Origin of the sequence: Streptomyces sp. NPDC002181 (assembly GCF_042890485.1) — a bacterium.
Taxonomy (GTDB): Bacteria; Actinomycetota; Actinomycetes; order Streptomycetales; family Streptomycetaceae; genus Streptomyces.
In genome coordinates this window covers 158917-183837 of record NZ_JBIASC010000001.1, presented here as the reverse complement: position 1 = coordinate 183837, position 24921 = coordinate 158917, and the positions used below count along the sequence as shown (strand labels likewise).

Annotated in this window: 20 protein-coding genes; 10 read left to right on the top strand and 10 right to left on the bottom strand. The window is 71.1% G+C overall.

Translation table 11 applies throughout. The annotated features are described in order from the left end of the window. The first annotated feature begins 8 nt into the window (after positions 1-8). Both ACFYXV_RS00835 and ACFYXV_RS00830 read left to right on the top strand, forming a co-directional pair. Entirely contained in the window at positions 9-1094 is a 1086-nt protein-coding gene (locus ACFYXV_RS00835) for a branched-chain amino acid aminotransferase (RefSeq protein WP_048475979.1), read from the top strand. Positions 1095-1498: 404 nt separating this feature from the next. After that, positions 1499-1933 carry a hypothetical protein gene (locus ACFYXV_RS00830; protein WP_385471669.1) on the top strand — a complete coding sequence of 145 codons (435 nt, stop codon included), beginning with the start codon at positions 1499-1501 and terminating at the stop codon, positions 1931-1933. 81 nt (positions 1934-2014) lie between these two features. Here the strand turns inward: ACFYXV_RS00830 and ACFYXV_RS00825 are convergent, their stop codons facing one another. Beyond that, complete coding sequence (locus ACFYXV_RS00825) at positions 2015-3469, bottom strand: cytosine permease (protein WP_385472902.1); 1455 nt, start codon at positions 3467-3469, stop codon at positions 2015-2017. 156 nt (positions 3470-3625) lie between these two features. On the opposite strand from ACFYXV_RS00825, the gene ureA reads away from it, so the two are divergent. The 6 genes from ureA to ACFYXV_RS00795 all read left to right on the top strand — a co-directional run bounded on the left by ureA (position 3626) and on the right by ACFYXV_RS00795 (position 11175). Next, a complete protein-coding gene (gene ureA / locus ACFYXV_RS00820; protein ID WP_385472899.1) occupies positions 3626-4348 on the top strand; it encodes an urease subunit gamma in 723 nt (240 codons plus the stop codon). 47 nt (positions 4349-4395) lie between these two features. Beyond that, entirely contained in the window at positions 4396-6078 is a 1683-nt protein-coding gene (locus ACFYXV_RS00815) for an urease subunit alpha (protein ID WP_389382098.1), read from the top strand. Between the two features lie 45 nt (positions 6079-6123). After that, on the top strand, positions 6124-7161 hold the full coding sequence (locus ACFYXV_RS00810) for an agmatine/peptidylarginine deiminase (RefSeq protein ID WP_385472896.1): 1038 nt from the start codon (positions 6124-6126) through the stop codon (positions 7159-7161). 29 nt (positions 7162-7190) lie between these two features. After that, on the top strand, positions 7191-7799 hold the full coding sequence (locus tag ACFYXV_RS00805; protein ID WP_389381715.1) for a TetR/AcrR family transcriptional regulator: 609 nt from the start codon (positions 7191-7193) through the stop codon (positions 7797-7799). Between the two features lie 296 nt (positions 7800-8095). Then, complete coding sequence (cimA, locus tag ACFYXV_RS00800; protein ID WP_389381714.1) at positions 8096-9730, top strand: citramalate synthase; 1635 nt, start codon at positions 8096-8098, stop codon at positions 9728-9730. 95 nt (positions 9731-9825) lie between these two features. After that, entirely contained in the window at positions 9826-11175 is a 1350-nt protein-coding gene (locus ACFYXV_RS00795; RefSeq protein WP_389381713.1) for a hypothetical protein, read from the top strand. Between the two features lie 49 nt (positions 11176-11224). Here the strand turns inward: ACFYXV_RS00795 and ACFYXV_RS00790 are convergent, their stop codons facing one another. Beyond that, a complete protein-coding gene (locus ACFYXV_RS00790) occupies positions 11225-11833 on the bottom strand; it encodes a YceI family protein (protein WP_389381712.1) in 609 nt (202 codons plus the stop codon). A 265-nt stretch (positions 11834-12098) separates the two neighbouring features. Here ACFYXV_RS00790 and ACFYXV_RS00785 point away from each other — a divergent pair, with 265 nt between their 5' ends. Beyond that, a complete protein-coding gene (locus tag ACFYXV_RS00785) occupies positions 12099-13682 on the top strand; it encodes an acyl-CoA carboxylase subunit beta (RefSeq protein ID WP_099889307.1) in 1584 nt (527 codons plus the stop codon). Positions 13683-13703: 21 nt separating this feature from the next. Then, positions 13704-13907 (top strand): acyl-CoA carboxylase subunit epsilon, encoded by a 204-nt coding sequence (locus tag ACFYXV_RS00780; RefSeq protein ID WP_383343176.1) that lies wholly within the window; start codon positions 13704-13706, stop codon positions 13905-13907. Positions 13908-14001: 94 nt separating this feature from the next. Here ACFYXV_RS00780 and ACFYXV_RS00775 read toward each other — a convergent pair whose 3' ends face one another. The 8 genes from ACFYXV_RS00775 to ACFYXV_RS00740 all read right to left on the bottom strand — a co-directional run bounded on the left by ACFYXV_RS00775 (position 14002) and on the right by ACFYXV_RS00740 (position 24472). Further along, complete coding sequence (locus tag ACFYXV_RS00775) at positions 14002-14583, bottom strand: ATP/GTP-binding protein (protein WP_037792108.1); 582 nt, start codon at positions 14581-14583, stop codon at positions 14002-14004. Continuing rightward, complete coding sequence (locus ACFYXV_RS00770; RefSeq protein WP_048475968.1) at positions 14564-15124, bottom strand: DUF742 domain-containing protein; 561 nt, start codon at positions 15122-15124, stop codon at positions 14564-14566. The genes ACFYXV_RS00775 and ACFYXV_RS00770 overlap by 20 nt, the downstream gene beginning before the upstream one ends. 93 nt (positions 15125-15217) lie before the next feature. Further along, the gene (locus ACFYXV_RS00765; protein ID WP_008739857.1) at positions 15218-15631 is read right to left on the bottom strand and encodes a roadblock/LC7 domain-containing protein; all 414 of its coding nucleotides are present in this window, start codon (positions 15629-15631) and stop codon (positions 15218-15220) included. A gap of 10 nt (positions 15632-15641) precedes the next feature. Beyond that, positions 15642-18848: a nitrate- and nitrite sensing domain-containing protein gene (locus tag ACFYXV_RS00760; protein ID WP_389381711.1), complete on the bottom strand. Its 3207-nt coding sequence runs from the start codon at positions 18846-18848 to the stop codon at positions 15642-15644. A 334-nt stretch (positions 18849-19182) separates the two neighbouring features. After that, the gene (locus tag ACFYXV_RS00755; protein ID WP_048475966.1) at positions 19183-19764 is read right to left on the bottom strand and encodes an ATP/GTP-binding protein; all 582 of its coding nucleotides are present in this window, start codon (positions 19762-19764) and stop codon (positions 19183-19185) included. After that, the gene (locus tag ACFYXV_RS00750) at positions 19745-20137 is read right to left on the bottom strand and encodes a DUF742 domain-containing protein (protein ID WP_030859942.1); all 393 of its coding nucleotides are present in this window, start codon (positions 20135-20137) and stop codon (positions 19745-19747) included. The genes ACFYXV_RS00755 and ACFYXV_RS00750 overlap by 20 nt, the downstream gene beginning before the upstream one ends. Before the next feature lie 150 nt (positions 20138-20287). Next, positions 20288-20701, bottom strand: coding sequence for a roadblock/LC7 domain-containing protein (locus ACFYXV_RS00745; RefSeq protein WP_008739864.1), 414 nt, complete (start codon positions 20699-20701; stop codon positions 20288-20290). 9 nt (positions 20702-20710) lie between these two features. Then, on the bottom strand, positions 20711-24472 hold the full coding sequence (locus ACFYXV_RS00740; RefSeq protein WP_385472879.1) for a nitrate- and nitrite sensing domain-containing protein: 3762 nt from the start codon (positions 24470-24472) through the stop codon (positions 20711-20713). Between the last annotated feature and the right edge of the window lie 449 nt (positions 24473-24921).

Here is a 24921-nt window from a genome sequence, read left to right as displayed (position 1 = left end):
AAGCACTCATGACGACGCCCACGATCGAGCTCAAGCCCTCCTCGAACCCGCTGTCCGATGCGGAGCGCGAGGCGATCCTGGCCAGCCCCGGCTTCGGCCGCCACTTCACCGACCACATGGTGACGATCAAGTGGACCGAGGGCCGCGGCTGGCACGACGCAGAGCTGGTCCCGTACGCGCCGCTGTCGATCGACCCGGCGAACATGACCCTGCACTACGCGCAGACGATCTTCGAGGGCCTCAAGGCCTACAAGCAGCCCGACGGCACCGTCGCCACGTTCCGCCCGCGGGCCAACGCCGAGCGCTTCCAGGCGTCCGCCCGCCGCATGGCGATGCCCGAGCTGCCCGCCGACCTCTTCATCGAGGCCTGCGACGCGCTCATCAAGCAGGACCGGGCCTGGGTGCCGGAGTCCGGCGAGGCCTCCCTGTACCTGCGGCCGTTCATGTTCGCGTCCGAGGTCGGCCTCGGCGTCCGCCCGGCCAACGAGTTCCTCTTCATGGTCATCGCCTCGCCCGCCGGCGCGTACTTCCCCGGCGGCGTCAAGCCGGTCTCCGTCTGGCTCTCCGAGGAGTACGTCCGCGCCGTCAAGGGCGGTACGGGTGCGGCCAAGACCGGCGGCAACTACGCGGCCTCGCTCGTGGCCCAGGCCCAGGCGGCCGAGCACGGCTGCGACCAGGTGGTCTGGCTCGACGCCGTCGAGCACCGCTGGATCGAGGAGATGGGGGGCATGAACCTCTACTTCGTGTACGGCGACCGCATCGTCACCCCGGAGCTGACCGGCTCGCTCCTTCCGGGCATCACCCGCGACTCCCTCCTCACCATCGCCCGCGACCTCGGCTACACCGCCGAGGAGGGACGTATCTCCACCGAGGACTGGAAGCGCGACAACGAGAACGGCACCCTGACCGAGGTGTTCGCCTGCGGCACCGCCGCCGTCATCACCCCGGTCGGCTCGGTCAAGTCCGAGCGCGCCAACTGGACCCAGGGCACGGGCGAGCCCGGCGAGGTCACGATGAAGCTCCGCAAGGCGCTGCTGGAGCTCCAGACCGGCCGCACCGCCGACACCCACGGCTGGATGCACCCGCTCGGCTAGTCGGCTCCGCGCCCGCCGCGAAGAACGCCACGACGAAGAGGTCCCGGCCGGGAGGCCGGGGCCTCTTCGTGCGTCCGGGGCGAGCGGCGCCCGGCGGTGCGGCGGGCCGCCGCACCCGTCCGCGCCACCCGTACGGGGGTACGGGTGGCGCTGTGGCGCACCGTCGCCCGCGACGGCCGCGGGAGCCGCCCCTGCCAGTGCCCACGGGCGTTGCGGCCCCGCCGGCCGCTGCGCGCAGAGCGTGCGTCCGGCCGCTTCGGACGTGCGGTGGGCGGACCGCCGTGCGACGTTGATCGCGCCTGCCCATGCGGCGCCGGACACCGGCTCCGGGCGGCACGGTACGCCCCCAGGGGCGTGAATCTCTCGTGCGTCGGCCGTCCGGGCCGGCGGGAAGGCGGATCCCCATGAAGCGGTTCGTTGCCTCCGGCCTGCTGTGCGCGGCCGTGGTACTCGGCGCCTCGGCATGTTCCAGCGACGACGACACGACGCCGGCGGAGGCAGCCTCGTCGGCCAGTGCCGCGCTGTGCACCAGCCTCGTCCAGTTGAAGTCGGACAACGCCGCGCTCAAGGCGTTGAGTCCGGCCACGGCCACCAAGGACCAGCTGAAGTCGGCGTACGACGCCGTCCAGAACGACTGGAAGAACGTCAAGGAGCACACCTCGGCCCTGAAGTCCGCCGAGAAGGACGCGGTGACTTCGGCCGCGGAGAACCTCAAGAAGGCCTACGAGGACCTGCCGGGCGACACCACGGGCAAGGACGCGATCACCCAGCTCCAGCCGCAGATCCAGGCGCTGGACACCGCGGCCACCCAGGCGACGACCGCGAACAACTGCCGCTAGCGCGCGACGGCGACGGCCGCGGGCCCCCGGGAGGACGTCCTCCCGGGGGCCCGCGCCGCGTACCGGTCCCGCTGTCCGCCCTCAGTCGGCGGCGACGGCGACCCTGTCGGCCGGCGCGGCCGGCGCGGCCGATTCCGCGGTCCCGGCCGCCGCCGCGGGGGAGCGCCGTGCGGTCAGGGCCGTGTAGACGAGGCCGCCGGCCAGGCCGGACAGGACGAAGGAGCAGTCCACGCCGCCGGTCAGGGCGAGCAGCGGGCCCTCGTAGAAGGGGGTGGTCACCGCGAGCAGGCCGACTGCGGCGCCGACGGCCCAGGAGACGGTGGCCGCCACGTTCCAGCCGGCGCGGTACCAGTAGATCCCGCCCACCGAGCGGCGGTTGAAGACCTGGAGGGCGTCGGCGTCGTACCGCCCGCGGCAGCGGACGTGGCCGATCAGAGTGATCACGGCCCAGGGGGTGCCGATCGCGGTCAGCAGCAGGACGAACGAGGTCATCGCGGACTGGACGTCCCACTCGAAGGAGCCGATGAAGACGAACGCGGTGGCCACGGCGGCCGCGACCAGCGTGGCCTTGGCGCGGGTGGCCTTGGGCACGATGGCGTCGAGGTCGAGGCCCATGGAGTAGAGCATCAGCCCGGCGTTGCCCACCGAGCCGGCCGCGGCGACGGCGAGCAGCGGGAGCAGGTACCAGAACGGAGCCGCTTCGACGAGGGGCCCGGCGTAGTCGGCGCCGGCCTTGGCGGCGAGCGCGGTGTAGGTGCCGAACAGCTGCGGGATCAGCAGGCCGATCAGGAGACCGAGGGCCGTGGACCAGAACACCTTGCGGGAGCCGTGCTCGCGGGGGGAGATGTAGCGGGTGTAGTCGCCGAGCAGGGTGATGAAGGCGACGGGTCCGCTGAGCCCGGCGGCGACGGCGGCGAGCAGCCAGGTCGGCCAGAAGGAGCCGAGCAGGTACGAGGTCTCCGGCGGGGCGGCCGTGGTGAAGTCGGGGGCGTAGGCGAACAGGCCGACGGCGAGCAGGACCACCATGCCGATGGAGAGCACCTTGCTCATGCGCAGCAGCAGCCGGTAGCCGAAGACGGCCCCGACGACGGTACAGGCGGCCAGCACCCCGTACATCGCGGCCCGCGTCACGCCGGTGTCGGCGAGCCCGGTGAGCCGGGACAGGACGCCGGCCATGACGTCGCCGCCGATCCACAGGGTGAGCGCGGTGTAGCCGAGTGCCAGCAGCAGGCCGACCACCGAGCCGACGAGCCGGCCGCGGACACCGAACTGGGCGCCGCTGGAGGTGGAGAGATTGGTCGCCGTGCGCAGGGACACCAGCGCCAGCGGCGCGGTGAAGGCGATGCCGACGAGCGTGCCGGTCACGATGGCGGTGACCGAGGGCCACAGACCCAGTCCGAAGGACGGGGGCAGCCAGCCGAACACGATCACGCCGAGGCAGAGGTTGGAGCCGAGCAGGATCGAGATCAGGTCACGGGGACCGCTCGTCCGCTCCTCCTCGGGGATGGTGTCGACTCCGCGCTGTTCGATGGGCATGGGGGGACTCCCTTGGCAGGGCGGGGGGTGGTTCGCAAGTGTTTGAGCGACACTCAATGTGACCTAACCCCTGGTCCCAGGTCAATGCTTCATTGCCGAGAAATGAAGAGTTAGAGTGATGCTCTAACCCATCGACTCAAAAGGTGGTGGATCGGCGTGCGGCTGACCCCTACGGAGCGCGACCGGCTGCTGCTGCGCAGCGCGGCGGAACTGGCCAGGGCCCGCAGGGCCCGCGGGCTCAGGCTCAACGTGCCGGAGGCTACCGCGCTCATCGCGGACACGGTCTGCGAGGCCGCGCGCGACGGCAAGCGGCTCGCGGAGGCCATCGAGGAGGCCCGCGGCGTGCTCGGCCCGGCCGATGTGCTGCCGGGCGTCTGCGACGTGGTCACCGAGGTGCACGTGGAGGCCGTCTTCGACGACGGCTCCCGCCTCGCGGTGGTCTCGGCCCCGATCCGGGGCGCGGTGCCGCTCGGCGAGAACGCCCCGGGCGCCGTCGTGCCGGGCCCCGGCGCACCCCAGCCGGAGCCGGCGCTGCACCTGCGCGTGCGCAACACGGCCTCCGTGCCGGTGAGCGTCACCTCCCACTTCCACTTCTTCGAGGCGAACCCCCGCCTCGACTTCGACCGCGCCGCGGCATACGGCATGCGGCTGTGCGTGCCCGCGGGTTCGTCCGTACGGTTCGATCCGCACGGCGAGGCCGAGGTCGGCCTCGTCCCCATCGGCGGCGACCGCATCGCCATCGGCTTCGCCGGACTGGTCGACGGACCCCTGGACGCCCCCGGGGCCAAGGAGGAGGCCCTGCGCCGCGCCGCCGCCTGCGGCTACCTGGGCAGCGGAACCGGCGATGCCGGCGACGCGGCAGAGGGAGGGCGGGCGTGAGCAAGCAGACCAGGCACGGCGACCACTGCGCGCCGGGCAGCCGGCACATCGACCCCCACGAGTACGCCTCCGTCTTCGGCCCCCGTGCCGGCGACCGGGTCCGGCTCGGCGACTCCGGACTCACCGTCCGCGTCGAGTCCGACTCCCAGAAGCCGGGCGACGAGTTCCTGGCCGGCTTCGGCAAGACCGCCCGCGACGGACTGCACCTGAAGGCCGCCGCCGTCCGGGAGACCTGCGACGTGGTGATCAGCAACGTGCTGGTCATCGACGCCGTCCTCGGCATCCGCAAGGTCTCGATCGGCATCCGCGAGGGCCGCATCCACGCCATCGGCCGGGCCGGAAACCCGGACACCCTCGACGGGGTGGACGTCGTGGTCGGCACCGGCACGAGCATCGTGTCCGGCGAGGGCCTGATCGCCACCGCCGGCGCCGTCGACACCCACGTCCACCTGCTCTCCCCGCGGGTCATGGAGGCCTCGCTCGCCGCGGGCGTCACCACGATCATCGGCCAGGAGTTCGGCCCCGTCTGGGGCGTCGGCGTCAACTCCCCGTGGGCGCTGAAGCACGCCTTCAACGCCTTCGACGCCTGGCCCGTCAACATCGGCTTCCTCGCCCGCGGCTCCTCCTCGGACGCCGCGCCGCTGGTCGAGGCCCTGGCCGAGGGCGGCGCCTCCGGCTTCAAGGTCCACGAGGACATGGGCGCGCACACCCGCGCCCTGGACACCGCGCTGCGGGTGGCCGAGGAGTACGACGTACAGGTCGCCCTGCACAGCGACGGCCTCAACGAGTGCCTCTCCGTCGAGGACACCCTGCGCGTCCTGGACGGCCGCACCATCCACGCCTTCCACATCGAGGGCTGCGGCGGCGGACACGTCCCGAACGTGCTCAAGATGGCGGGCGTGCCGAACGTCATCGGCTCCTCCACCAACCCCACCCTGCCCTTCGGCCGGGACGCGGTCGCCGAGCACTACGGCATGATCGTCTCCGTCCACGACCTCAAGCCGGACCTCCCCGGCGACGCCGCCATGGCCCGCGACCGGATCCGGGCGGGCACCATGGGCGCCGAGGACGTCCTGCACGACCTGGGCGCGATCGGCATCACCTCCTCCGACGCCCAGGGCATGGGCCGCGCCGGCGAGACCATCCGCCGCACCTTCGCCATGGCCGCCAAGATGAAGGGCGAGCTCGGCCCCCTCGAAGGCGACGGCGAGGGCGACGACAACGCCCGCGTCCTGCGCTACATGGCCAAGCTGACCGTCAACCCGGCCATCGCCCACGGCCTGGCCCACGAGATCGGCTCCATCGAGGTCGGCAAGCTGGCCGACATCGTCCTGTGGCGCCCACAGTTCTTCGGTGCCAAACCGCAGCTGGTCCTCAAGTCCGGCTTCCCCGCGTACGGGGTCACCGGCGACCCCAACGCGGCCACCGACACCTGCGAACCGCTGGTCCTCGGCCCGCAGTTCGGCTCCTACGGGGCCACCGCAGCCGACATCTCCGTCGCCTTCGTATCGGCCGCCGCGGCGGCGCTGGGCAGCGACGAGATGCCCACCCGGCGCCGCCGCGTCGCCGTCCGCGGCACCCGCGGCATCGGCCCCGGGAACCTCCTCCTCAACTCCCGGGTGGGCGCGGTCGACGTGGACGCGCGCAGCGGTCTCGTCACCCTCGACGGCGACCCGCTGCGCTCCGAAGCGGCCGACTCGGTCTCCCTCAACCGCCTGTACTTCCTGTAACGCCCGTACTCCGCGCACGGCGCACAGCCCTTAAGGACCCCTGCCATGACTGCAAAGCCCACGGACCACGGCTTCCGGATGCCCGCCGAGTGGACGCCCCACGAGCGCACCTGGATGGCCTGGCCCAGCCCCAACCCGACCTTCACCAACGCGCAGGAGCTCGCCGAGGCCCGCGAGGCCTGGGGCGCCGTCGCCCGCGCGGTCCGCGCGTACGAGCCGGTGACCCTCGTCGTCTCGCCGGGTGACGCCGAGAGCGCCCGCGCGGTCGTCGGCGAGGACGTACAGCTGGTGGAGCGCGAGCTCGACGACGCCTGGATGCGCGACATCGGCCCGACCTTCGTGACCAACGAAGCCGGCGAGCTGGCCGCCGTGGACTGGACCTTCAACGGCTGGGGCGCCCAGGAGTGGGCCCGCTGGGAGCACGACTCCAAGGTCGCCCGGCACGTCTCGGACCTCGCCGGCACCCGTACGTACAGCACCCCGCTCGTCAACGAGGGAGGCGCGATCCACGTGGACGGCGAGGGCACCGTCCTGCTGACCGACACCGTGCAGCTGGGCGCCGGGCGCAACCCCGGCTGGACCCGCCAGCAGGTCGAGGAGGAGATCCACGCCCACCTCGGCACCACCAAGGCGATCTGGCTGCCCTACGGCCTGGCCGGCGACTACGGCACCTACGGCACCCAGGGCCACGTGGACATCGTGGCCGCCTTCGCCCGCCCCGGCGTGGTCATGGTCCACACCCAGCCCGACCCGGCCCACCCCGACCACGAACGCTGCAAGACCATCGCCGCCATCCTGCGCGCCTCCACCGACGCGCGGGGCCGCCGGCTCGAGGTCGTGGAGGTCCCGGCGCCGACCGTGCTGGAGGAGGACGGGGAGTGGGTGGACTACTCCTACATCAACCACTACCTGTGCAACGGCGGGGTGGTGCTGTGCTCCTTCGACGACCCGCGTGACGAGGAGGCCGCCGAGATCTTCCGCGGCCTGTTCCCCGAGCGGACCGTGACACTGGTTGACGCACGTACGATTTTCGCCGGGGGTGGCGGTATCCACTGCATCACCCAGCAGCAGCCGAAGGTCTGACCTGCGGCGGATCGACGAAGGAGTGGCCCATGGCGGCGGGTGGAGTACGTGCGGTGCGGAAGAACGCGCCGCCGCGCGAGGACGTACTCGTCGCCGCCATGGCCACGATCGCCGAGCGCGGCCTGGAGGGCCTGACCATGGCCGGGCTGGGCCGCCAGGTCGGCATGAGCAGCGGCCACCTCCTCTACTACTTCGGCAGCAAGGACGAGCTCCTGCTGCAGACGCTGGAGTGGAGCGAGGCGGCCCTGGGCGCCCGTCGCCGGGCCCTGCTGGCCCGCAGCAGCTCGGCCCGCGAGCGGCTCCAGGCGTACGTGGACCTCTACGTGCCCGAGGAGGCCCGGGATCCGCACTGGACCCTGTGGCTGGAGGTCTGGAACCGCTCGCAGAACGCCGGTCCGCAGGAACGCGAGCGCCAGGCGGCCATCGAGGGCGCGTGGCACCGCGACCTGGTCGCCCTGCTGGCCGAGGGCATCTCGCGCGGGGAGTTCCGGCCCGTGGACCCGGACCGCTTCGGCGCCCGGCTGCGGGCCCTGCTCGACGGGTTCAGCATCCAGGTCGCCGTCGGCCTGCCCGGGATAGGGCGGGGGGACATCCTGGCCCACGTCTCGGAATTCCTTGACGAGGCTCTCGTATCGTGAGACGCGGTGCTCTCGCGGTGAGACGGTGTGACACACTGCGGGCGTGCCTGCTCAGCTCATGATTATGGACAGCAGCGCGCCGGTCCGCAGTGGCCGCTGAACCGCGGAAGAACTTCGCGGAAGCGGCCACAGTGCCCCAGACCCGCGCGCAGACCTCTCGCACCCGCGAGGGGTCTTTTCGTTTCCCGGCTCCACTCCTGCCGGAAGCGGGCCGCGCGCGATGATTGGGGGCAGTGGCGGCAGCCCGCTCTCGGGCGGGCAGTCCGGAACCACTCATCCGACAGGAGTCACTCAGCATGACGACGACAGAGGCGACAGGGCCGGCGGCTCAGCACCCCGCCGACGACGCAGACAGCTTCCACGTCTTCGACACCACCCTGCGCGACGGCGCCCAGCGTGAGGGCATCAACCTCACCGTCGCCGACAAGCTGGCGATCGCACGGCACCTGGACGACTTCGGGGTGGGCTTCATCGAGGGCGGCTGGCCCGGCGCCAACCCCCGGGACACCGAGTTCTTCGCCCGGGCCCGCGCCGAGATCGACTTCAAGCACGCCAAGCTGGTCGCCTTCGGCGCCACCCGGCGGGCGGGCGGCTCGGCCGCCGAGGACCCCCAGGTACGGGCCCTGCTGGAATCGGGCGCCCCGGTGATCGCCCTCGTCGCCAAGTCCCACGACCGGCACGTCGAGCTCGCCCTGCGCACCACGCTCGACGAGAACCTGGAGATGGTCCGCGACACCGTCTCCCACCTCGTCGCCCAGGGCCGCCGCGTCTTCGTCGACTGCGAGCACTTCTTCGACGGGTACCGGGCCAACGCCGAGTACGCGAAGTCGGTCGTGCGCACCGCCCACGAGGCCGGCGCCGACGTGGTCATCCTCTGCGACACCAACGGCGGCATGCTCCCCGCCCAGGTGACCGCGGTCGTGGCGACCGTCCTCGCCGACACCGGAGCCCGGCTGGGCATCCACGCCCAGGACGACACCGGCTGCGCCGTCGCCAACACCCTGGCCGCCGTCGACGCGGGCGCCACGCACGTCCAGTGCACGGCGAACGGCTACGGCGAGCGCGTCGGCAACGCCAACCTCTTCCCGGTCGTCGCCGCGCTGGAGATCAAGTACGGCCGCCGGGTCCTCCCCGAGGGCGCGCTCGCCGAGATGACCCGCATCTCGCACGCCATCGCCGAGGTCGTCAACCTGACGCCCTCCACGCACCAGCCGTACGTCGGCGTCTCGGCCTTCGCGCACAAGGCGGGCCTGCACGCCTCGGCCATCAAGGTCGACCCGGACCTCTACCAGCACATCGACCCCGAGCGCGTCGGCAACACCATGCGGATGCTGGTCTCCGACATGGCCGGCCGCGCCTCGATCGAGCTCAAGGGCAAGGAACTCGGCGTCGACCTCGGCGGGGACCGCGCGCTGGTCTCCCGGGTCGTCGAGCGGGTCAAGGAGCGGGAGCTGTCGGGCTACACGTACGAGGCCGCCGACGCCTCCTTCGAGCTGCTGCTGCGGGCCGAGGTCGAGGGCCGTGCCCGCAAGTACTTCCGCACGGAGTCCTGGCGGGCCATCGTCGAGGACCGCCCCGACGGCACCCACGCCAACGAGGCCACGGTCAAGCTGTGGGCCAAGGGCGAGCGGATCGTCGCCACGGCGGAGGGCAACGGCCCCGTCAACGCGCTGGACCGGGCGCTGCGGGTGGCCCTGGAGCGCTTCTACCCCCAGCTGGCCAAGTTCGAGCTGGTGGACTACAAGGTCCGCATCCTTGAGGGCAAGCACGGCACGGAGTCCACGACGCGCGTCCTGATCGCCACGACGGACGGCACGCGCGAGTGGTCCACGGTGGGCGTGGCCCCCAACGTGATCGCCGCGTCCTGGCAGGCCCTGGAGGACGCCTTCACGTACGGCCTGCTCCACGCGGGCGTCGAGCCGGCCGAATAGCGGGCGAGTCCCGCCGCCCGCGCCCTCGTGGCCGAAGCGGTGGGGTTTATGTCCAGCTCACACAGAAAAGGGGCGGTTCCGGTAGCGTCTGGAGCATGAGGACCAGGCTGATATCCGTACGTCCCGGTCGGCTGCTGGCCGCTCTGCTGCTGGCCCTGTCCGCGACCGCGCTGGTGGCCGCCCCGCAGGCGGCGGCGGCCACCGGACCCGCCGCCGTGGCCGAGGCCCTCAAGGAGGGCCCGGTGTACGTGGACCCCCGGGCCGAGGCGCAGCTGCCGAAGGCCCAGGCGGACGCGCTCGCGAAGAAGATCAAGGATGCCGGCAAGCCGGTGTTCGTCGCCGTGCTGCCCGCCGGCTCCGAGTTCCCCGCCGACAGCGTGCTGCGAACGGTCCGGGCCGAGACCGGCATCACCGGGCTGTACGCGATCCGGCTCGGCGACGGCTTCAACGCGGGCGCCGACCGGGCGGTCATGCCCCCGAACGCCGTCCGCAACCTGACGGACGCGGTGAAGGCCGGCGGTCCCGTGGACGCGGCCACGGAGATCAACAACTTCGTCGACCAGGCGCTGACGCAGGTCAAGGGCCGGGCACCGGCCTCCTGGGGCGACACGGGCGCCGGCTCCGAAACTCCGGTCGGCGGTCTGGTCGCGCTCGGCGCGGTGGCCGTGATCGGCGGCGGCGGTGCGTACGCGCTGGTGCGCCGGAACCGCAAGAAGAAGGAAGAGGCGCGGCGCGAGGCGATCGAGAAGCTGCGCGTGGTCGTCGACGAGGACATCACGGCCTTCGGCGAGGAGCTCGACCGGCTGGACTTCCACCCCGGGGAGCCCGGCGCGGACGACGCCATGCGCGGGGACTACGAAAAGGGCCTCGATTCGTACGAGAAGGCCAAGGACATCATGGCCTCGGTCCAGCACCCCGAAGAGGTCAAGGGGGTCACCCAGGCCCTGGAGGACGGCCGGTTCGCGCTGGCCAGCCTGGACGCGCGCCGTCGGGGGGAGCCCCTGCCCGAGCGCCGCTCGCCCTGCTTCTTCGACCCGCGGCACGGGCCGAGCACGGAGGATGCCGCGTGGTCTCCGGCCGGCGGGGCGGCGCGTACGGTCCCCGTGTGCGCGGCGGACGCCGTCCGGCTGCGTGACGGCAAGGACCCGATGGTCCGTACGGTCGACACGGAGTACGGCCCGCGTCCGTACTACGACGCGGGCCCGGCGTACGGCCCGTGGGCCGGTGGGTACTTCGGCGGCGGCATCCTGCCCGGTCTGCTCGTGGGCACGATGCTCGGCTCGATGATGTCGAGTCCCGCCTACGCCTCCGACATGGGTGGCGGTTTCGACGGCGGGGACTTCTCCGGCGCCGACTTCAACTCCTCCGACTTCGGGGGAGGGGACTTCGGCGGCGGCGGTGGGTTCGACGGCGGCGGCGGGTTCGACGGTGGGGGCGGCTTCTAGGGGCTGTGCCCCTCGGTGCCGCCCCCGGGACCCGGCGGCGTCAGGCGGTTCAGGCCTGCTTGATGGCCGAGATGTCGAAGGTCAGCTTGACCTTGTCGCTGACCATGACACCGCCGGCCTCCAGGGCGGCGTTCCAGGTCAGGCCCCAGTCGGAGCGCAGGATCTCGGCGGTGCCCTCGAAGCCGACGCGCTCGTTGCCGTAGACGTCGGTGGCCGAGCCGTTGAACTCCAGGTCGATGGAGAGCGGGCGGGTGACGTCCTTGATGGTCAGCGCGCCGGTGATGCGGTACGCGTCGCCGCCGAGCTGGGCCGCCTCGGTGGAGCGGAACGTCATCAGCGGGAAGGCCTCGGCGTCGAAGAAGTCGCCGCTGCGCAGGTGGCCGTCGCGGTCGGCGATGCCGGTGTCCACGGAGGCGATCTTCACCTCGATGGAGGCGGCGGAGCGGGCCGGGTCGCTGCCGTCGAGCTGCAGGGCGCCCGAGTAGTCGGTGAAGGCACCGCGGACGTTGGTCACCATGGCGTGGCGGACGGTGAAGCCGATGCTGCTGTGGGCGGCGTCGATGACGTACTCACCGGTGAGGGCCGCGAGGGCCGGGTCCACGTCGAGGGTGGCGACGGTGGCGGTGGCGTCCTGGCTGCGGCGGTTGAAGAGACCCATGATGTGCTCCCTGGTGCTGGAGGGGCAGGTGCGCCCCGTGTTGGTTGAACTTTCAACGAGAACGACGCTAGACCTATTCCGTTCAAATTTCAACATCCTGGGGCGGTGTGTCGCCGTTTTGTCGAACCTCCACAAAGGAGAGGGGTCCCGCCTGGTGGTGTCCGCTCATCACATGGCGGTTCTGTCCGGGCCGGACAGCGGAACACTTCCGAGACTGTGTGAAATCAACGGAGGTTTTTCTTCGACCGCTTCGTAAGGTCGATACATGACCGTTGTGGACCAGACTCCGAGCGAGCCGACGGACGCCCGCGGGCGCGTGGCCGAGCTGCACTCCCTGCGCGAGCAGGCGCGGCGTGGACCCAGTGACCGGGCGACCGAGGCGCAGCACGCCAAGGGCAAGCTGACCGCGCGAGAGCGCATCGCGCTGCTGCTCGACGAGGGTTCCTTCAAGGAGGTCGAACAGCTGCGCCGCCACCGTGCGAGCGGCTTCGGCCTCGAAAGCAAGAAGCCCTACACCGACGGTGTCATCACCGGCTGGGGCACGGTCGAGGGCCGCACGGTCTTCGTCTACGCACACGACTTCCGCATCTTCGGCGGCGCCCTGGGCGAGGCCCACGCCACGAAGATCCACAAGATCATGGACATGGCCATCGCGGCCGGCGCCCCGCTGGTCTCGCTGAACGACGGTGCCGGCGCCCGTATCCAGGAGGGCGTCTCCGCGCTCGCCGGCTACGGCGGCATCTTCCAGCGCAACACCAGGGCCTCGGGCGTCATCCCGCAGATCTCGGTCATGCTGGGTCCGTGCGCCGGCGGCGCCGCGTACTCCCCGGCGCTGACGGACTTCGTGTTCATGGTCCGCGAGACCTCGCAGATGTTCATCACCGGCCCCGACGTCGTCCGCGCCGTCACCGGTGAGGAGATCTCCCAGAACGGCCTCGGCGGCGCCGACGTGCACGCCGAGACCTCCGGCGTCGCGCACTTCGCGTACGACGACGAGGAGACCTGCATCTCCGAGGTGCGCTACCTCATCTCGATGCTGCCCTCCAACAACCGCGAGAACCCGCCGGTCCACGAGACCTCCGACGCCGCCGACCGGCGCTCGGACGTCCTGCTCGACCTGGTCCCCGCGGACGGCAACCGCCCGTACGACATGCACAAGGTGATCGAGGAGCTCGTCGACGAAGGCGACTTCCTGGAGATCCACGAGCGCTGGGCCCGCAACATCATCTGCGCCCTGGCCCGGCTCGACGGCCAGGTCGTCGGCATCGTCGCCAACCAGCCCGCCCACCTCGCCGGCGTCCTCGACATCGAGGCCTCCGAGAAGGCCGCGCGCTTCGTCCAGATGTGCGACGCCTTCAACATCCCGATCATCACGCTGCTGGACGTGCCCGGCTTCCTGCCGGGCGTCGACCAGGAGCACGGCGGCATCATCCGCCACGGCGCCAAGCTGCTGTACGCGTACTGCAACGCCACCGTCCCGCGGATCTCGCTGATCCTGCGCAAGGCCTACGGCGGCGCGTACATCGTCATGGACTCGCAGTCCATCGGCGCGGACATCACGTACGCCTGGCCGACGAACGAGATCGCGGTCATGGGCGCCGAAGGCGCCGCCAACGTCATCTTCCGCAAGCAGATCGCGGAGGCCGAGGACCCCGAGGCCATGCGCGCGCGCATGGTCAAGGAGTACAAGGCCGAGCTGATGCACCCGTACTACGCGGCCGAGCGCGGTCTCGTGGACGACGTCATCGACCCGGCGGAGACCCGCGAAACCCTGATCAGCGCACTGGCGATGCTCCGCAGCAAGCACGCCGACCTGCCGTCCCGCAAGCACGGCAACCCGCCGCAGTAGAGCGAAGGAGACCTGCCACCCATGACCAAGACCGCCGACACCCTGCTGCGCGTCGAAAAGGGCAACGCAGCCCCCGAGGAGCTGGCCGCGATCACCGCGATCCTGCTCGCGCGCGCCGCGTCCGCCCCCGAGGGCCCCACGGTGCACCGCATCGGCTCCCAGGCCCGCTGGCGCCGCCTGGAGCGCACCCCCGGCTTCCGCGCCCCGCACAGCTGGCAGGGCTAGCCCGCGAGGCCGGTCCCACCGGAACTTCCCGGGACGCCGAAAGGCCCCCGCACTCCTCGGAGTGCGGGGGCCTTTCGCATGCTTGCCGCGGTGCCTACCGCAGGCGGGCCATGAGGGCGTGCTCGACCAGGGTGATGAGCGCGCTCTTGGCGTCCGCGCGGTGGCGGGCGTCGGTGGTGATGATCGGGGCGTCCGGGCCGATCTGCAGGGCCTCGCGGACCTCCTCCGGCGTGTACGGCTGGTGGCCGTCGAAGCCGTTGAGGGCGATGACGAACGGCAGGCCGCTGTTCTCGAAGTAGTCCACGGCCGGGAAGCAGTCCGCCAGGCGCCGCGTGTCCACGAGCACGACGGCGCCGATGGCGCCGCGGACGAGGTCGTCCCACATGAACCAGAAGCGGTCCTGGCCCGGCGTACCGAAGAGGTACAGGATCAGGTCCTGGTCCAGGGTGATGCGGCCGAAGTCCATCGCGACCGTGGTGGTCGTCTTGTCCCCGGTGTGGGTCAGATCGTCGATGCCGGCCGACGCGGACGTCATCACGGCTTCGGTGCGCAGCGGGTTGATCTCGGAGACCGCGCCGACGAACGTGGTCTTGCCCACGCCGAAGCCGCCCGCCACCACGATCTTCGCGGAGGTGGTGGAGCGAGCCGCTCCGCCGTTAGAGCTTGCGAAGTCCACTGAGCACCCTTTCGAGCAGTGTCACATCTGGCTGGCCGCCGGCAGACTCGTCGCCGCCGGGCTGGTGAATGGCGACAAGGCCCGCCTCCGCCAGGTCGGCGACGAGGATGCGGGCGACACCAAGAGGAATGGAGAGAAGTGCCGAGATCTCCGCGACGGATTTGATCTCCTGGCACAGGCGGCAGATGCGCTGGTGCTCGGGCAACTGCCCTTGCAGGCGCGCCGGATCCGCCGTGGTACTGACCAGCGCCTCGATGGCGAGCTGGTAGCGCGGCCGGGTACGGCCGCCGGTCATCGCGTACGGACGCACCAGCGGGTTGTGTGCCTTGGGGGCCTGCTGCTGCGGAGCCCGGAGGGGCTGCTGCGAGGGCCTGTGGGGCGGCTGGGCCTGCTGGGGCTGGCCGTACGGCTGCTGCTGGTAGGGATTGTGCTCCGGAACCTGCCGGCTGGGAGCGGAGGGGAAGTTGAAGCGGTTCTGGTCGTGCTGCCCACCCTGCGGCTGCTGCGCGCCGCCATAAGGATGTCCTCCGGGTGTTGTCACGTCTCCTCCTCCGACTCCAAGAACGCAGTACTCCCTGTGGAACCGCGCCACCGCACCCTATGGTGCGATGACGCGAAACGCACTGCCTGTTTGCTAGTTGAGAAGACTTCCCTGCAGCTCCGAACGCAGTTCCGGGGTGAGGACACTGCCTGCTCGGTCCACGAGGAGGGCCATCTCATAGCCCACGAGGCCGATGTCGCACTCGGGGTGCGCGAGCACCGCGAGGGACGATCCATCGGAAACGGACATGAGGAAAAGGAACCCGCGGTCCATCTCGACGACGGTCTGGTTGACGGCGCCACCCTCGAAGATGCGGGAGGCTCCTGCGGTCAGCGACGTCAGACCGGAGGCCACGGCCGCCAGCTGATCGGCGCGGTCGCGCGGGAATCCGTCGGACATCGCCAGAAGAAGGCCGTCGGCGGAGACCACCACCGTGTGGGACACCCCGGGGGTGTTGTCCACGAAGTTGGTGATCAACCAGTTCAGGTTCTGTGCCGCCTGGCTCATCGGGCTCACACTAACGCTCCTGGTCATAGCTGTTACTTGACTGCTCAGAACCCGCGTTGCGTCCCTGCTGGACACCGCGCCGCAGGTTGCTCAACCTGCCGCGGACGTCCTCCGGTGCGCGGGAGACCTGGGGGCCGCCCTGCGGGGTCGTCTCCGCCGCGCCCTCGACCAGGTTGGCCTTGGGCACGCGCCGAGGGAGACCGGACGGGGTGACCCCGCCCGCCTTCGGCTCACGGAGTTTGGCGGCCTGCTGCCAGCGCTCGTCGTTGTTCGAGCGCCAGTCTTCGCCGCCGTCCGCACCCTCCGGGGCCTGCTCCGTCCCAGCGGGCCGCTGCTGTCGCTGCGGCCGCTGTTCGAAGAGGGATCCGGTGGACTCCGCTTCCTTCTGTGCCGGCTGCCACTGCTGCTGGCTGCCGCGGCGCGGCAGGCCCGCTCCGGTCACTTGGTGGCCGGTGTCGGCAGCGGCGCCCGGACGGTCGAAGCCTACGCGGTCCGGGGCGGGTTCGGGAGCGGACTGGGGTTCCGATTCGGTCCCGTAGCCCTGCTGGTAGCCGCCGGAATAGCTGTTCTGTTCGGGCCACTCCGCCTGGGGGGACTGGGATGCGTAGCCGGTGTCGTACGCCGGGGCGCCCTGCCGGCCATCCTGGTATCCGGCTTCCGGATAACCATAGTCCTGCTGCGGGTACGTCTCGTAGCCCTGCTGGGCGGCCGGGGCCTGCCGGGAGTCGTACGAGCTTTCGTAACCCTGTTCGGGCTGCTGCTCGTACTCCTGGTACGGCTGGTACCCGTGCTCGGGCTGGGGTTCCGCATACTCCTGCTCGGCGAACTCGCCCTGCTGCTCCTGCCCGTAGCCCACCTGGGCTTCGAGCGCGGCCCGGCGCTCCTGCTGGGCCAGGGAGCGGCCGACCGGGTTCAGCCCGTTGCCCTCGCCGCCCTGCTGGCCGGCGCCGCCCGCCTCGTAGCGGGAGTCGTCGAAGCCCAGCTCGGCGGCCGTGCGCATCGGGACGGCCTGCTGGATCTGCTGCTGCGGGATCATCGAGGAGACCGTGAAGTCGTCGTCCGGGATCCCCTCGCCACCACCACCATGGGTGATCGCGTCCGGGAGCATGACCAGCGACGTGGTGCCGGCGGCCTCGCCCGAGGGGCGCAGCTGGACCCGGATGCTGTGGCGGTCCGCCAGCCGGCCGACCACGAACAGACCCATGCGCTGGGAGATCGCGGCGTCCACGGTCGGCGGGTTCGCCAGCTTGTGGTTGATGTCCGCGAAGTCCTCGGCGGTGAGGCCGATGCCCTTGTCGTGGATCTCCACCATCACGCGGCCGTCGGGCAGGCGCGTGGCGTTGACGCGGACCTTGGTCTGCGGGGAGGAGAACGTCGTGGCGTTCTCCAGGAGCTCGGCGAGCAGGTGCACGAGGTCGGTCACGGCCTGGCCGTGGATCTCGGCCTCGGAGACGCCCGAGAGCTCGATGCGCTCGTACTGCTCCACCTCGGAGGAGGCGGCGCGCAGGACGTCGACGAGGGGGACCGGCTGGTCCCAGCGGCGGCCCGGTTCCTCACCCGCGAGGATGAGGAGGTTCTCGCCGTTGCGACGCATACGGGTGGCCAGGTGGTCCAGGCGGAAGAGGTTCTCCAGCTGGTCCGGGTCGGCCTCGTTGTTCTCCAGGTCGGTGATGAGGGTCAGCTGGCCCTCGATCAGCGACTGGTTGCGTATGGAGAGGTTGGTGAAGATCGCGTTGACGTTCCCTCGCAGGAGCGCCTGCTCGGCGGCGAGCCGGACCGCTTCCCGGTGGACCTGGTCGAAGGCGCGGGCGACCTCGCCGATCTCGTCCTGGGAGTTGATCGGGATCGGCGCGACACGGGTGTCGACCTTGCCCGGGTCGGTGCGCGAGAGCTGGTCGACGAGCATCGGCAGGCGCTGCTCGGCGACGTCGAAGGCGGCGGTGCGCAGCCGGCGCATCGAGTTGCTCATCTGGCGGGCCATCATGGCGGCCAGGATGAAGGCGGCGAGCAGGGCCACGACCACGATGGCGCCGGTCCAGATGGCGTCGTTGCGGGCCTCGTCGGAGACGGCGACCGAGTCGGTCACGGCCTTGCCGAGGAGCTCCTTCTCGATCTCGGCGTAGCCCTCGAACTTGGCGGTGGCGCCGGCCTGCCAGGCCTGGGGCGTGGTGCCGCCCGCGATGACCTTGTTCTTGCTCTCGCCGCTGGCTATCGCCTCGGTCATGCCGGTGAGGGCGGAGTTGTTGACGATCGGCGGAGCCTTGAAGGGGGTGCCGGCCTGTTCGGCCGCCCGCTTGGCCAGCGCGAGCTTCTCGGCGCCCTCCTGGGACTTCTTGCCCATGACGTCCTGGAGGCGCTTGACGTCATCCTCGGTGCCGGCCGCGACGTACTCGCCGATCGCGATGTCTTCGAGGTAGGCGTACGAGGAGAAGGCGACGAGCTGGGCCTTGCGGATGTCCTCGTTCTCGTTCGGGCGCACCAGGAGGTGCGTGCCGACCGAGCGCTGGAGCGAGTTCGCGGCCTTGGCCAGCTCGACCGCGTAGACCATGCGGCCGTAGCTGGTGACGTTGCCGGTGCCCAGACCGAGTTCGTTGGAGAACGTCATGAGGTAGTGCTGGACCAGCACGTACCCCTCTTCGGTCGGGATCGGGCCGTTCGCGCTCGGCGGGTTCTTCTTCGCCGTCTCCTGCGCGGCGTACGCCGACTGGCGGACGGCGGCCAGCTTGGGCTCCTCCTGGTGGAAGAGCTCCAGGCGGCGCTCCAGCCCCGAGTTGGAGGGGAGGTCCTTCGAGGCCTGGGCGAACTTCTCCTTGGCCGCGTCGGTGGCGGCGTACGCCTTGGTGACGGCCTGGTTGTTCCGGTCGCCCTTGAGGAGCGGTTCGGCCGTGAGGTCGCGCTCGTTGAGGAGGGCCTGGCCGTATTCGGCCGCCGCCTGGACGATGCGGGCCGTCTTCTCGGCGTCCTTGGCCTCGTTCCAGCGGTCGACGGATCCCTTGACCTGGAAGCCGCCCATCACCAGTCCGACGAGGACGGGGACGAGCAGGATCGCGTTCAGCTTGGTCGGCACACGCCAGTTGCGGGGGGAGAACCTGCTGGTGCTGCCGCTCTTCGCCGGCGGGTCGACGGGTACGTCGACGGGCGACGTACCCGCACGCTGCGGCGGGGTGAAGTTGCCGCGCGCGGGTTCATCCGCGGGGCTTGAGTTGCTTCGCCTCACTCGACCAACAACCTTCCGGCGGTGCTACTAGCTAGTTAGTTGAATTCCAGCACGCTCGACGGTCGTGTTCCAAACAGTTGGAATCAGCCATTCCCCGAGCCTTATGTCACGCATAAATCGGACATAAAGAGCGAGCTGCGGCAAAAATGGAGCCGGTTGTGAGCGCAGCGGCACCGCCCGACCGCGCGCTGTGTCCAAGTGGCGCTAATTCACTGTCGAAACGTTATGAACCGAGAGGGCGGGCCGTGTCCTATGACACAGCCCGCCCTCTCTACGTTGTGAAGAACCCGTGGTACTTGAGTGGTGCCCCTTGAGCGCCGTCGCCCGGGTCGTGTTACTTGAGTCGGGCCATGAGGGCGTGCTCGACGAGCGTGATGAGCGCGCTCTTGGCGTCCGCCCGGTGGCGGGCGTCGGTGGTGATGATCGGGGCGTCCGGTCCGATCTGCAGGGCCTCGCGCACCTCTTCGGGGGTGTAGGGCTGGTGTCCCTCGAAGCCGTTGAGGGCCACGACGAAGGGCAGCCCGCTGTTCTCGAAGTAGTCGACCGCGGGGAAGCAGTCGGCGAGCCGGCGGGTGTCGACGAGCACGATGGCACCGATGGCGCCGCGGACGAGGTCGTCCCACATGAACCAGAAGCGGTCCTGTCCGGGGGTGCCGAACAGGTACAGGATGAGGTCCTGGTCCAGGGTGATGCGGCCGAAGTCCATCGCGACCGTGGTGGTCGTCTTGTCCCCGGTGTGGGTCAGATCGTCGATGCCGGCGGACGCGGAGGTCATCACGGCTTCGGTGCGCAGCGGATTGATCTCCGAGACGGCCCCGACGAACGTGGTCTTGCCCACGCCGAACCCGCCCGCCACCACGATCTTCGCGGAGGTGGTGGAGCGGGCGGTTCCGCCATTAGAGCTTGCGAAGTCCACTGAGCACCCTTTCGAGCAGCGTTACATCCGGCGTGCCGCCGGCCTCTCCATTGCCCGGCTGGTGGATGGCCACCATTCCGGCCTCGGCCAGGTCGGCGACGAGGATCCGGGCGACACCGAGCGGCATCGACAGCAGTGCGGAGACCTCCGCGACCGACTTGACCTCGCGGCACAGCGTGCAGATGCGCTGGTGCTCGGGGAGCAGGCCGGACAGGTGCATCGGATCGGCCGTGGTGCTGACCAGCGCCTCTATGGCGAGCTGGTAGCGGGGCCGGGTCCGGCCGCCGGTCATCGCGTACGGGCGAACGAGCGGCTGGTCGCCTTCCGAGTACGAATCACCGTACGAATCGGAATAGGCGGGGGGCGGGGTCATTGATCCTCCGGGCTGGACAGCAGTGGTCAGCGTGCCGTCTGACGGGGCGGCCGGTGGGGGGAAGGTATGACGGCCTGGCGGTGGTACTGGGTTCCGGGGCGGGCCCCCGGTCCCCCGGCCGGAAGTACCGTCCGGCCGGGGGATGTGGCGTCAGATGAGCAGGCTTCCCTGCAGCTCCGCGCGCAGGTCCGGGGTGAGGACGCTGCCGGCGCGGTCCACGAGGAGGGCCATCTCGTAGCCGACGAGGCCGATGTCGCACTCGGGGTGTGCGAGCACGGCCAGGGAGGATCCGTCCGAGACGGACATGAGGAAGAGGAATCCCCGGTCCATCTCGACGACGGTCTGGTTGACGGCGCCACCCTCGAAGATGCGGGAGGCTCCTGCGGTCAGCGACGTCAGACCGGAGGCCACGGCCGCCAGCTGATCGGCGCGGTCCCGGGGGAAGCCCTCGGACATCGCCAGAAGGAGGCCGTCGGCGGAGACCACCACCGTGTGGGACACCCCGGGGGTGTTGTCCACGAAGTTGGTGATCAACCAGTTCAGGTTCTGTGCCGCCTGGCTCATCGAACTCAACTAACGCTCCTGCTGGTAAGTGGGGTCGATGTGGTAACTGCCGGTCGCCGGGCCGTTGTTGCCGGCCTGACGGCCCTGCTGAATACCCCGTCGGAGGTTGGTCAGACGGCCGCGGACGTCGTCCGGCGCTCGCGAGACCTGCGGGCCCGACTGTGCGTCGGACTGCTGCTGCGCGGTGCCGGCCACGAGGTTCGCCCGCGGTACCCGGCGGGGCAGCCCCGAGGTGGTGATGCCGCCGGCGGCGGGCTGGCGCACGCGCTCGGCCTGCCGCATCAGCTCGTCGTTGGGCGAGGACCGCCAGCTGACGGTCGGCGAGCTGCCGGTCGCGGCCTGGGCGGGCTCCGCCGCGGGCTCCTGGCCGCGCTGCGGCAGCGGCTGCTGCAAGCGCTGCTGCGGAGCCGGAGCCGGGGCGGTCTGCTGCGGCTGCTGGGGAACCGGCGCCTGACCGGGGGCCTGCGGGCCCTCCTGGTGGAACCAGTTCGACTCCAGCGTGTCGAAGATCGGGCTGCGCTCGTTGCCGGAGCTCGGGGCCGGCGGCAGCGCCTCCGGCTGGTGGGCCTGCGGCAACTGCGGAGCCTGCGGCTGCTGGGGGGCGAGTCCGCCGACACCGGGACCGCCGGGCCGCGGGGCCTGGAAGTCCGGACGGGCGAACTGGCCCGTGGTGGAGGGGTCCACGCCACCGCGCGGCTCCGGGCGCTCGAACTGCCCGGTGGTGGACATGTTCTGGCCGGCCGGGGGCAGCGGGGCCCGTACGTCGGGGCGCTCGAACTGGCCGGTGGTGCTGTTGCCGGCCGGCGGGCGCGGGGCGCCGAAGTCCGGACGGGCGAACTCGGCCGTCGAACCGGGGCCCGAGAGCTCGTCGTGGCCGCGCGGGACCTCGTGGCCGCCGTGGCGCGCCTGGTCGGCGCCCCAGCTGGTGGTCTGCGGGATCCCGGCGGGACCGCCGCCCGTGCCCGGAAGCTCCGGACGCGGGGCGCCACCGCGCGGCGGCAGCTGCGGCCGGGAGCCGCGCGGAGCCGGGGCGGCGGGTGCCTGCACCGAGGGGACCGGGCCCGTCGGGGCGGGCTGCTGCTGCGGGTTCTGGGGGCCCTGCGGGTTCAGGGGGCCCTGCGGGTTCTGCGGGCGCTCGAAGCCGTTGCCCTGCGGGAAGCCGCCCTGGCCGGAGGCCGTGGGCGCGGGCATCGGACGGGAACCGGGACCGCCGGCCGGACCGCGGCCCGGCAGCGGTGCACCGCCGCCGAAGGCGCCGTCGGCGAAGCCGCCCTGGCCCTGCGAGGCCGGGGCGCCCGGCATGCCGGTCATCCCCGGGCCGCCCTGCGCACGCGCGCCCGGGCCGCCCTGCTGCGGACGCCCACCGGGACCGGCCTGCGGGCCCTGCGGACCTGCCGAGCCGTCGCGGCCCGGCAGCGCGGCACGCTGGCCGCCGCCGGAGACCTGGCCGCGCTGCTGGCCGGCGCCGACGGGCTGGCGTGCACCGCCGCCCGGCACCGAACCCTGCGCGGAAGCGCCCGGCATGCCCTGCGGGGCGCCGGAGCCCGGAGCGCCGGGACCGCCCTGGCCCGGCATCGGACCCGGCTTCTTGCCGCCCTGGGCGACGTCCACCGGCAGCATGACGAGGGCCGTCGTACCGCCCGAGTCGGAGGGGCGCAGCTGGATGCGGATGCCGTGTCGCAGGGACAGGCGGCCGACCACGAACAGGCCCATGCGTCGGGAGACGGAGACGTCCACGGTCGGCGGCGACGCGAGCCGCTCGTTGATCGCGGCGAGGTCCTCGGGGGAGAGGCCGATGCCGGTGTCGTGGATCTCGACGAGCACGCGCCCGTCGGGCAGCGCGTGACCGGTGACCTTGACCTTGGTCTGCGGGGAGGAGAACGAGGTGGCGTTCTCCAGCAGCTCGGCGAGGAGGTGCACGAGGTCGTTGACGACGCGGCCGGCGACGTCGGTGCCGGGCACCGACGCGAGTTCGATGCGCTCGTACTGCTCCACCTCGGACGCCGCGGCGCGGAGCACGTCGACGAGCGGGACGGGGCGGGTCCACCGGCGGCCCGGCTCCTCGCCCGCGAGGACGAGGAGGTTTTCGCCGTTACGGCGCATGCGGGTCGCGAGGTGGTCGAGTTTGAAGAGCGAGGACAGCTGGTCCGGGTCGGCCTCGCGCGACTCCAGCTCGGAGATGAGCGAGAGCTGGCGCTGGATGAGGCCCTGCGAACGGCGCGAGAGGTTGGTGAACATCGCGTTGACGTTGCCCCGCAGGAGGGCCTGCTCGGCGGCGAGGCGGACCGCCTCGCGGTGCACGTCGTCGAAGGCCGCGGCCACCTGGCCGATCTCGTCGCGGGTGTGCAGGCCGACGGACTCCACGGAGGTGTCCACGTCCTGCGGGTCCGACTCGGAGAGCTGCTTGACGAGCTCGGGCAGGCGGTCCTGGGCGACGCGCGTGGCCGTGTCCTGCAGGCGGCGCAGCGAGCGGATCATGGACCGCGCCATGACGAAGGCGCCGACGAGCGAGACACCGAGGACGAGGAGGATCAGGGCACCGTTGATGATGGCGTCCTGCTGCGACTCGTTCTTGAGCTCGCGGGCCTTCTGCTCCATGTCCTCAAGCAGGGTCAGCTCGATGACCTTCATGGCCTGGACCTTGTTGTCGTCCGCGTCGTACCAGTCGAGCCAGGACCGGTACTGCGTCTCCTTGGCGAACTGCCCCTGGGTCGACAGGACGCGGCGGGCGTAGTGGTCGGCCTTGCCGATCTCCGCGTTGCCGTCGCCGAGCGCGGCGAGGAGCTCCTCGGGCTTGCCCTGGTAGACGAGTTCGAAGGTCTTCTTGGACTGGCTCTCGCCGCGGAGCGCGGAGAGGGCGTACAGGCGGTCGTTCTCGGTGAGCGTGGTCCCGGTCTGGCCGCTGTCGGGGAGCGAGGCGGCGATGACGGCGCGCTGGATCGAGGCGTATTCCTTGGCGGAGGAGAAGGCCGCCAGGGCGCGCGTGCGCTTGATCATCTCCGGGTTGGAGGTGGCCTGAGCCATGTCCTGGGAGAGCGACAGGAGCGAGACGATCAGCGCGTTGTACTCGGTGACGGTCTGCTGGGCGCCGTTCTGGTAGGCCTTCTTGCGGATTTCCTCGATGCCGGTGAGCTGGCGGCCGATCTGCAGGATGTTGTTGCGGATCGACTTGAGGGTCTCGTCCTTGTCCTCCGCGCTGTCGACCTTGTCGGTCGCGGCCTCGAAGGCCTTCGCGGCGGCGTCGGTCTGGTCGCGTACGCCCACGACGAGGCTGTTGGGCTTGCCCGACTTGTCGGCCGACAGCGGACCGGCCGACTTGTCCCGCTCCTCCTGGAGCATGGCGGCCAGGTTGGTGGCCTGCCGGGTCATCGTCGTGAGCAGCTGCATGTGCTCCAGCTGGTCGATGTCGTTGAGCGAGTCGTTGATGCGGAAGCCACCGAGCGTGGTGGCGGCGACGACCGGCAGGGTCAGCAGCGACACGAGTCGCGTGCTGATGCGCCAGTTCTGCATGGCGAATCGTGAACCGGGCCCGCCGGGGGCCTTCGGTATCGCGACGTCCTTGTCGGCCGGCTCTTCGCTCTTCGTCTTGCCCCGGGGCTTGAGGCGAGCCTTCCCCTTCACCGCGTTCACCGTGGTGGAGGAGTCGGGGCCTGCGCCTTCGACAGCCGGCCCGCGGTTCTGGGCGTGCTGGGGCGAGGAGCCACGGTCGGTCCCGCCGCGCGGCTCCTGCTCCGCCGCAGCGCTGCCATCCCTCTTGAATCGTCCCTGCACTAGCGTCGCAACCTCTGGACCAGGCGTCCCGCCGGGCGACCGGTGGGACGGTGTCGAGTCGTGGGGCGTTCCCGCCCCATGGTGGTCGTCGGTGACCGGCGCGTCTCCCTCTCCTTGCCGCCGCGCGCGGCGCTGTCTCGCGCCACCTGCGCGCCGGCTGTTTCCCGCGGCGGTCCCGCGAATTCCAGCACAGTGGCGGATCTCCAACAAGGTGCGCGTGTCGGCCTGGAGTTTCGGTGACGGAATGCGATTGCGGCGTTACGCGATGTGGTCCGCCTTTCGGGATGAACCGGACTTACGCCGACCAAACGCGGCGGCTGGCAAGGTGTCCCAGTCGAGATGATCAGGAGCGGAATGGCTGATTCAGTGGCGCAATATCCCTTTTGCCCCCTGAAATTGACTGCCGGTTATGCCCAGATTGTCGGGTCATGGGTGAGCAAACTCACATA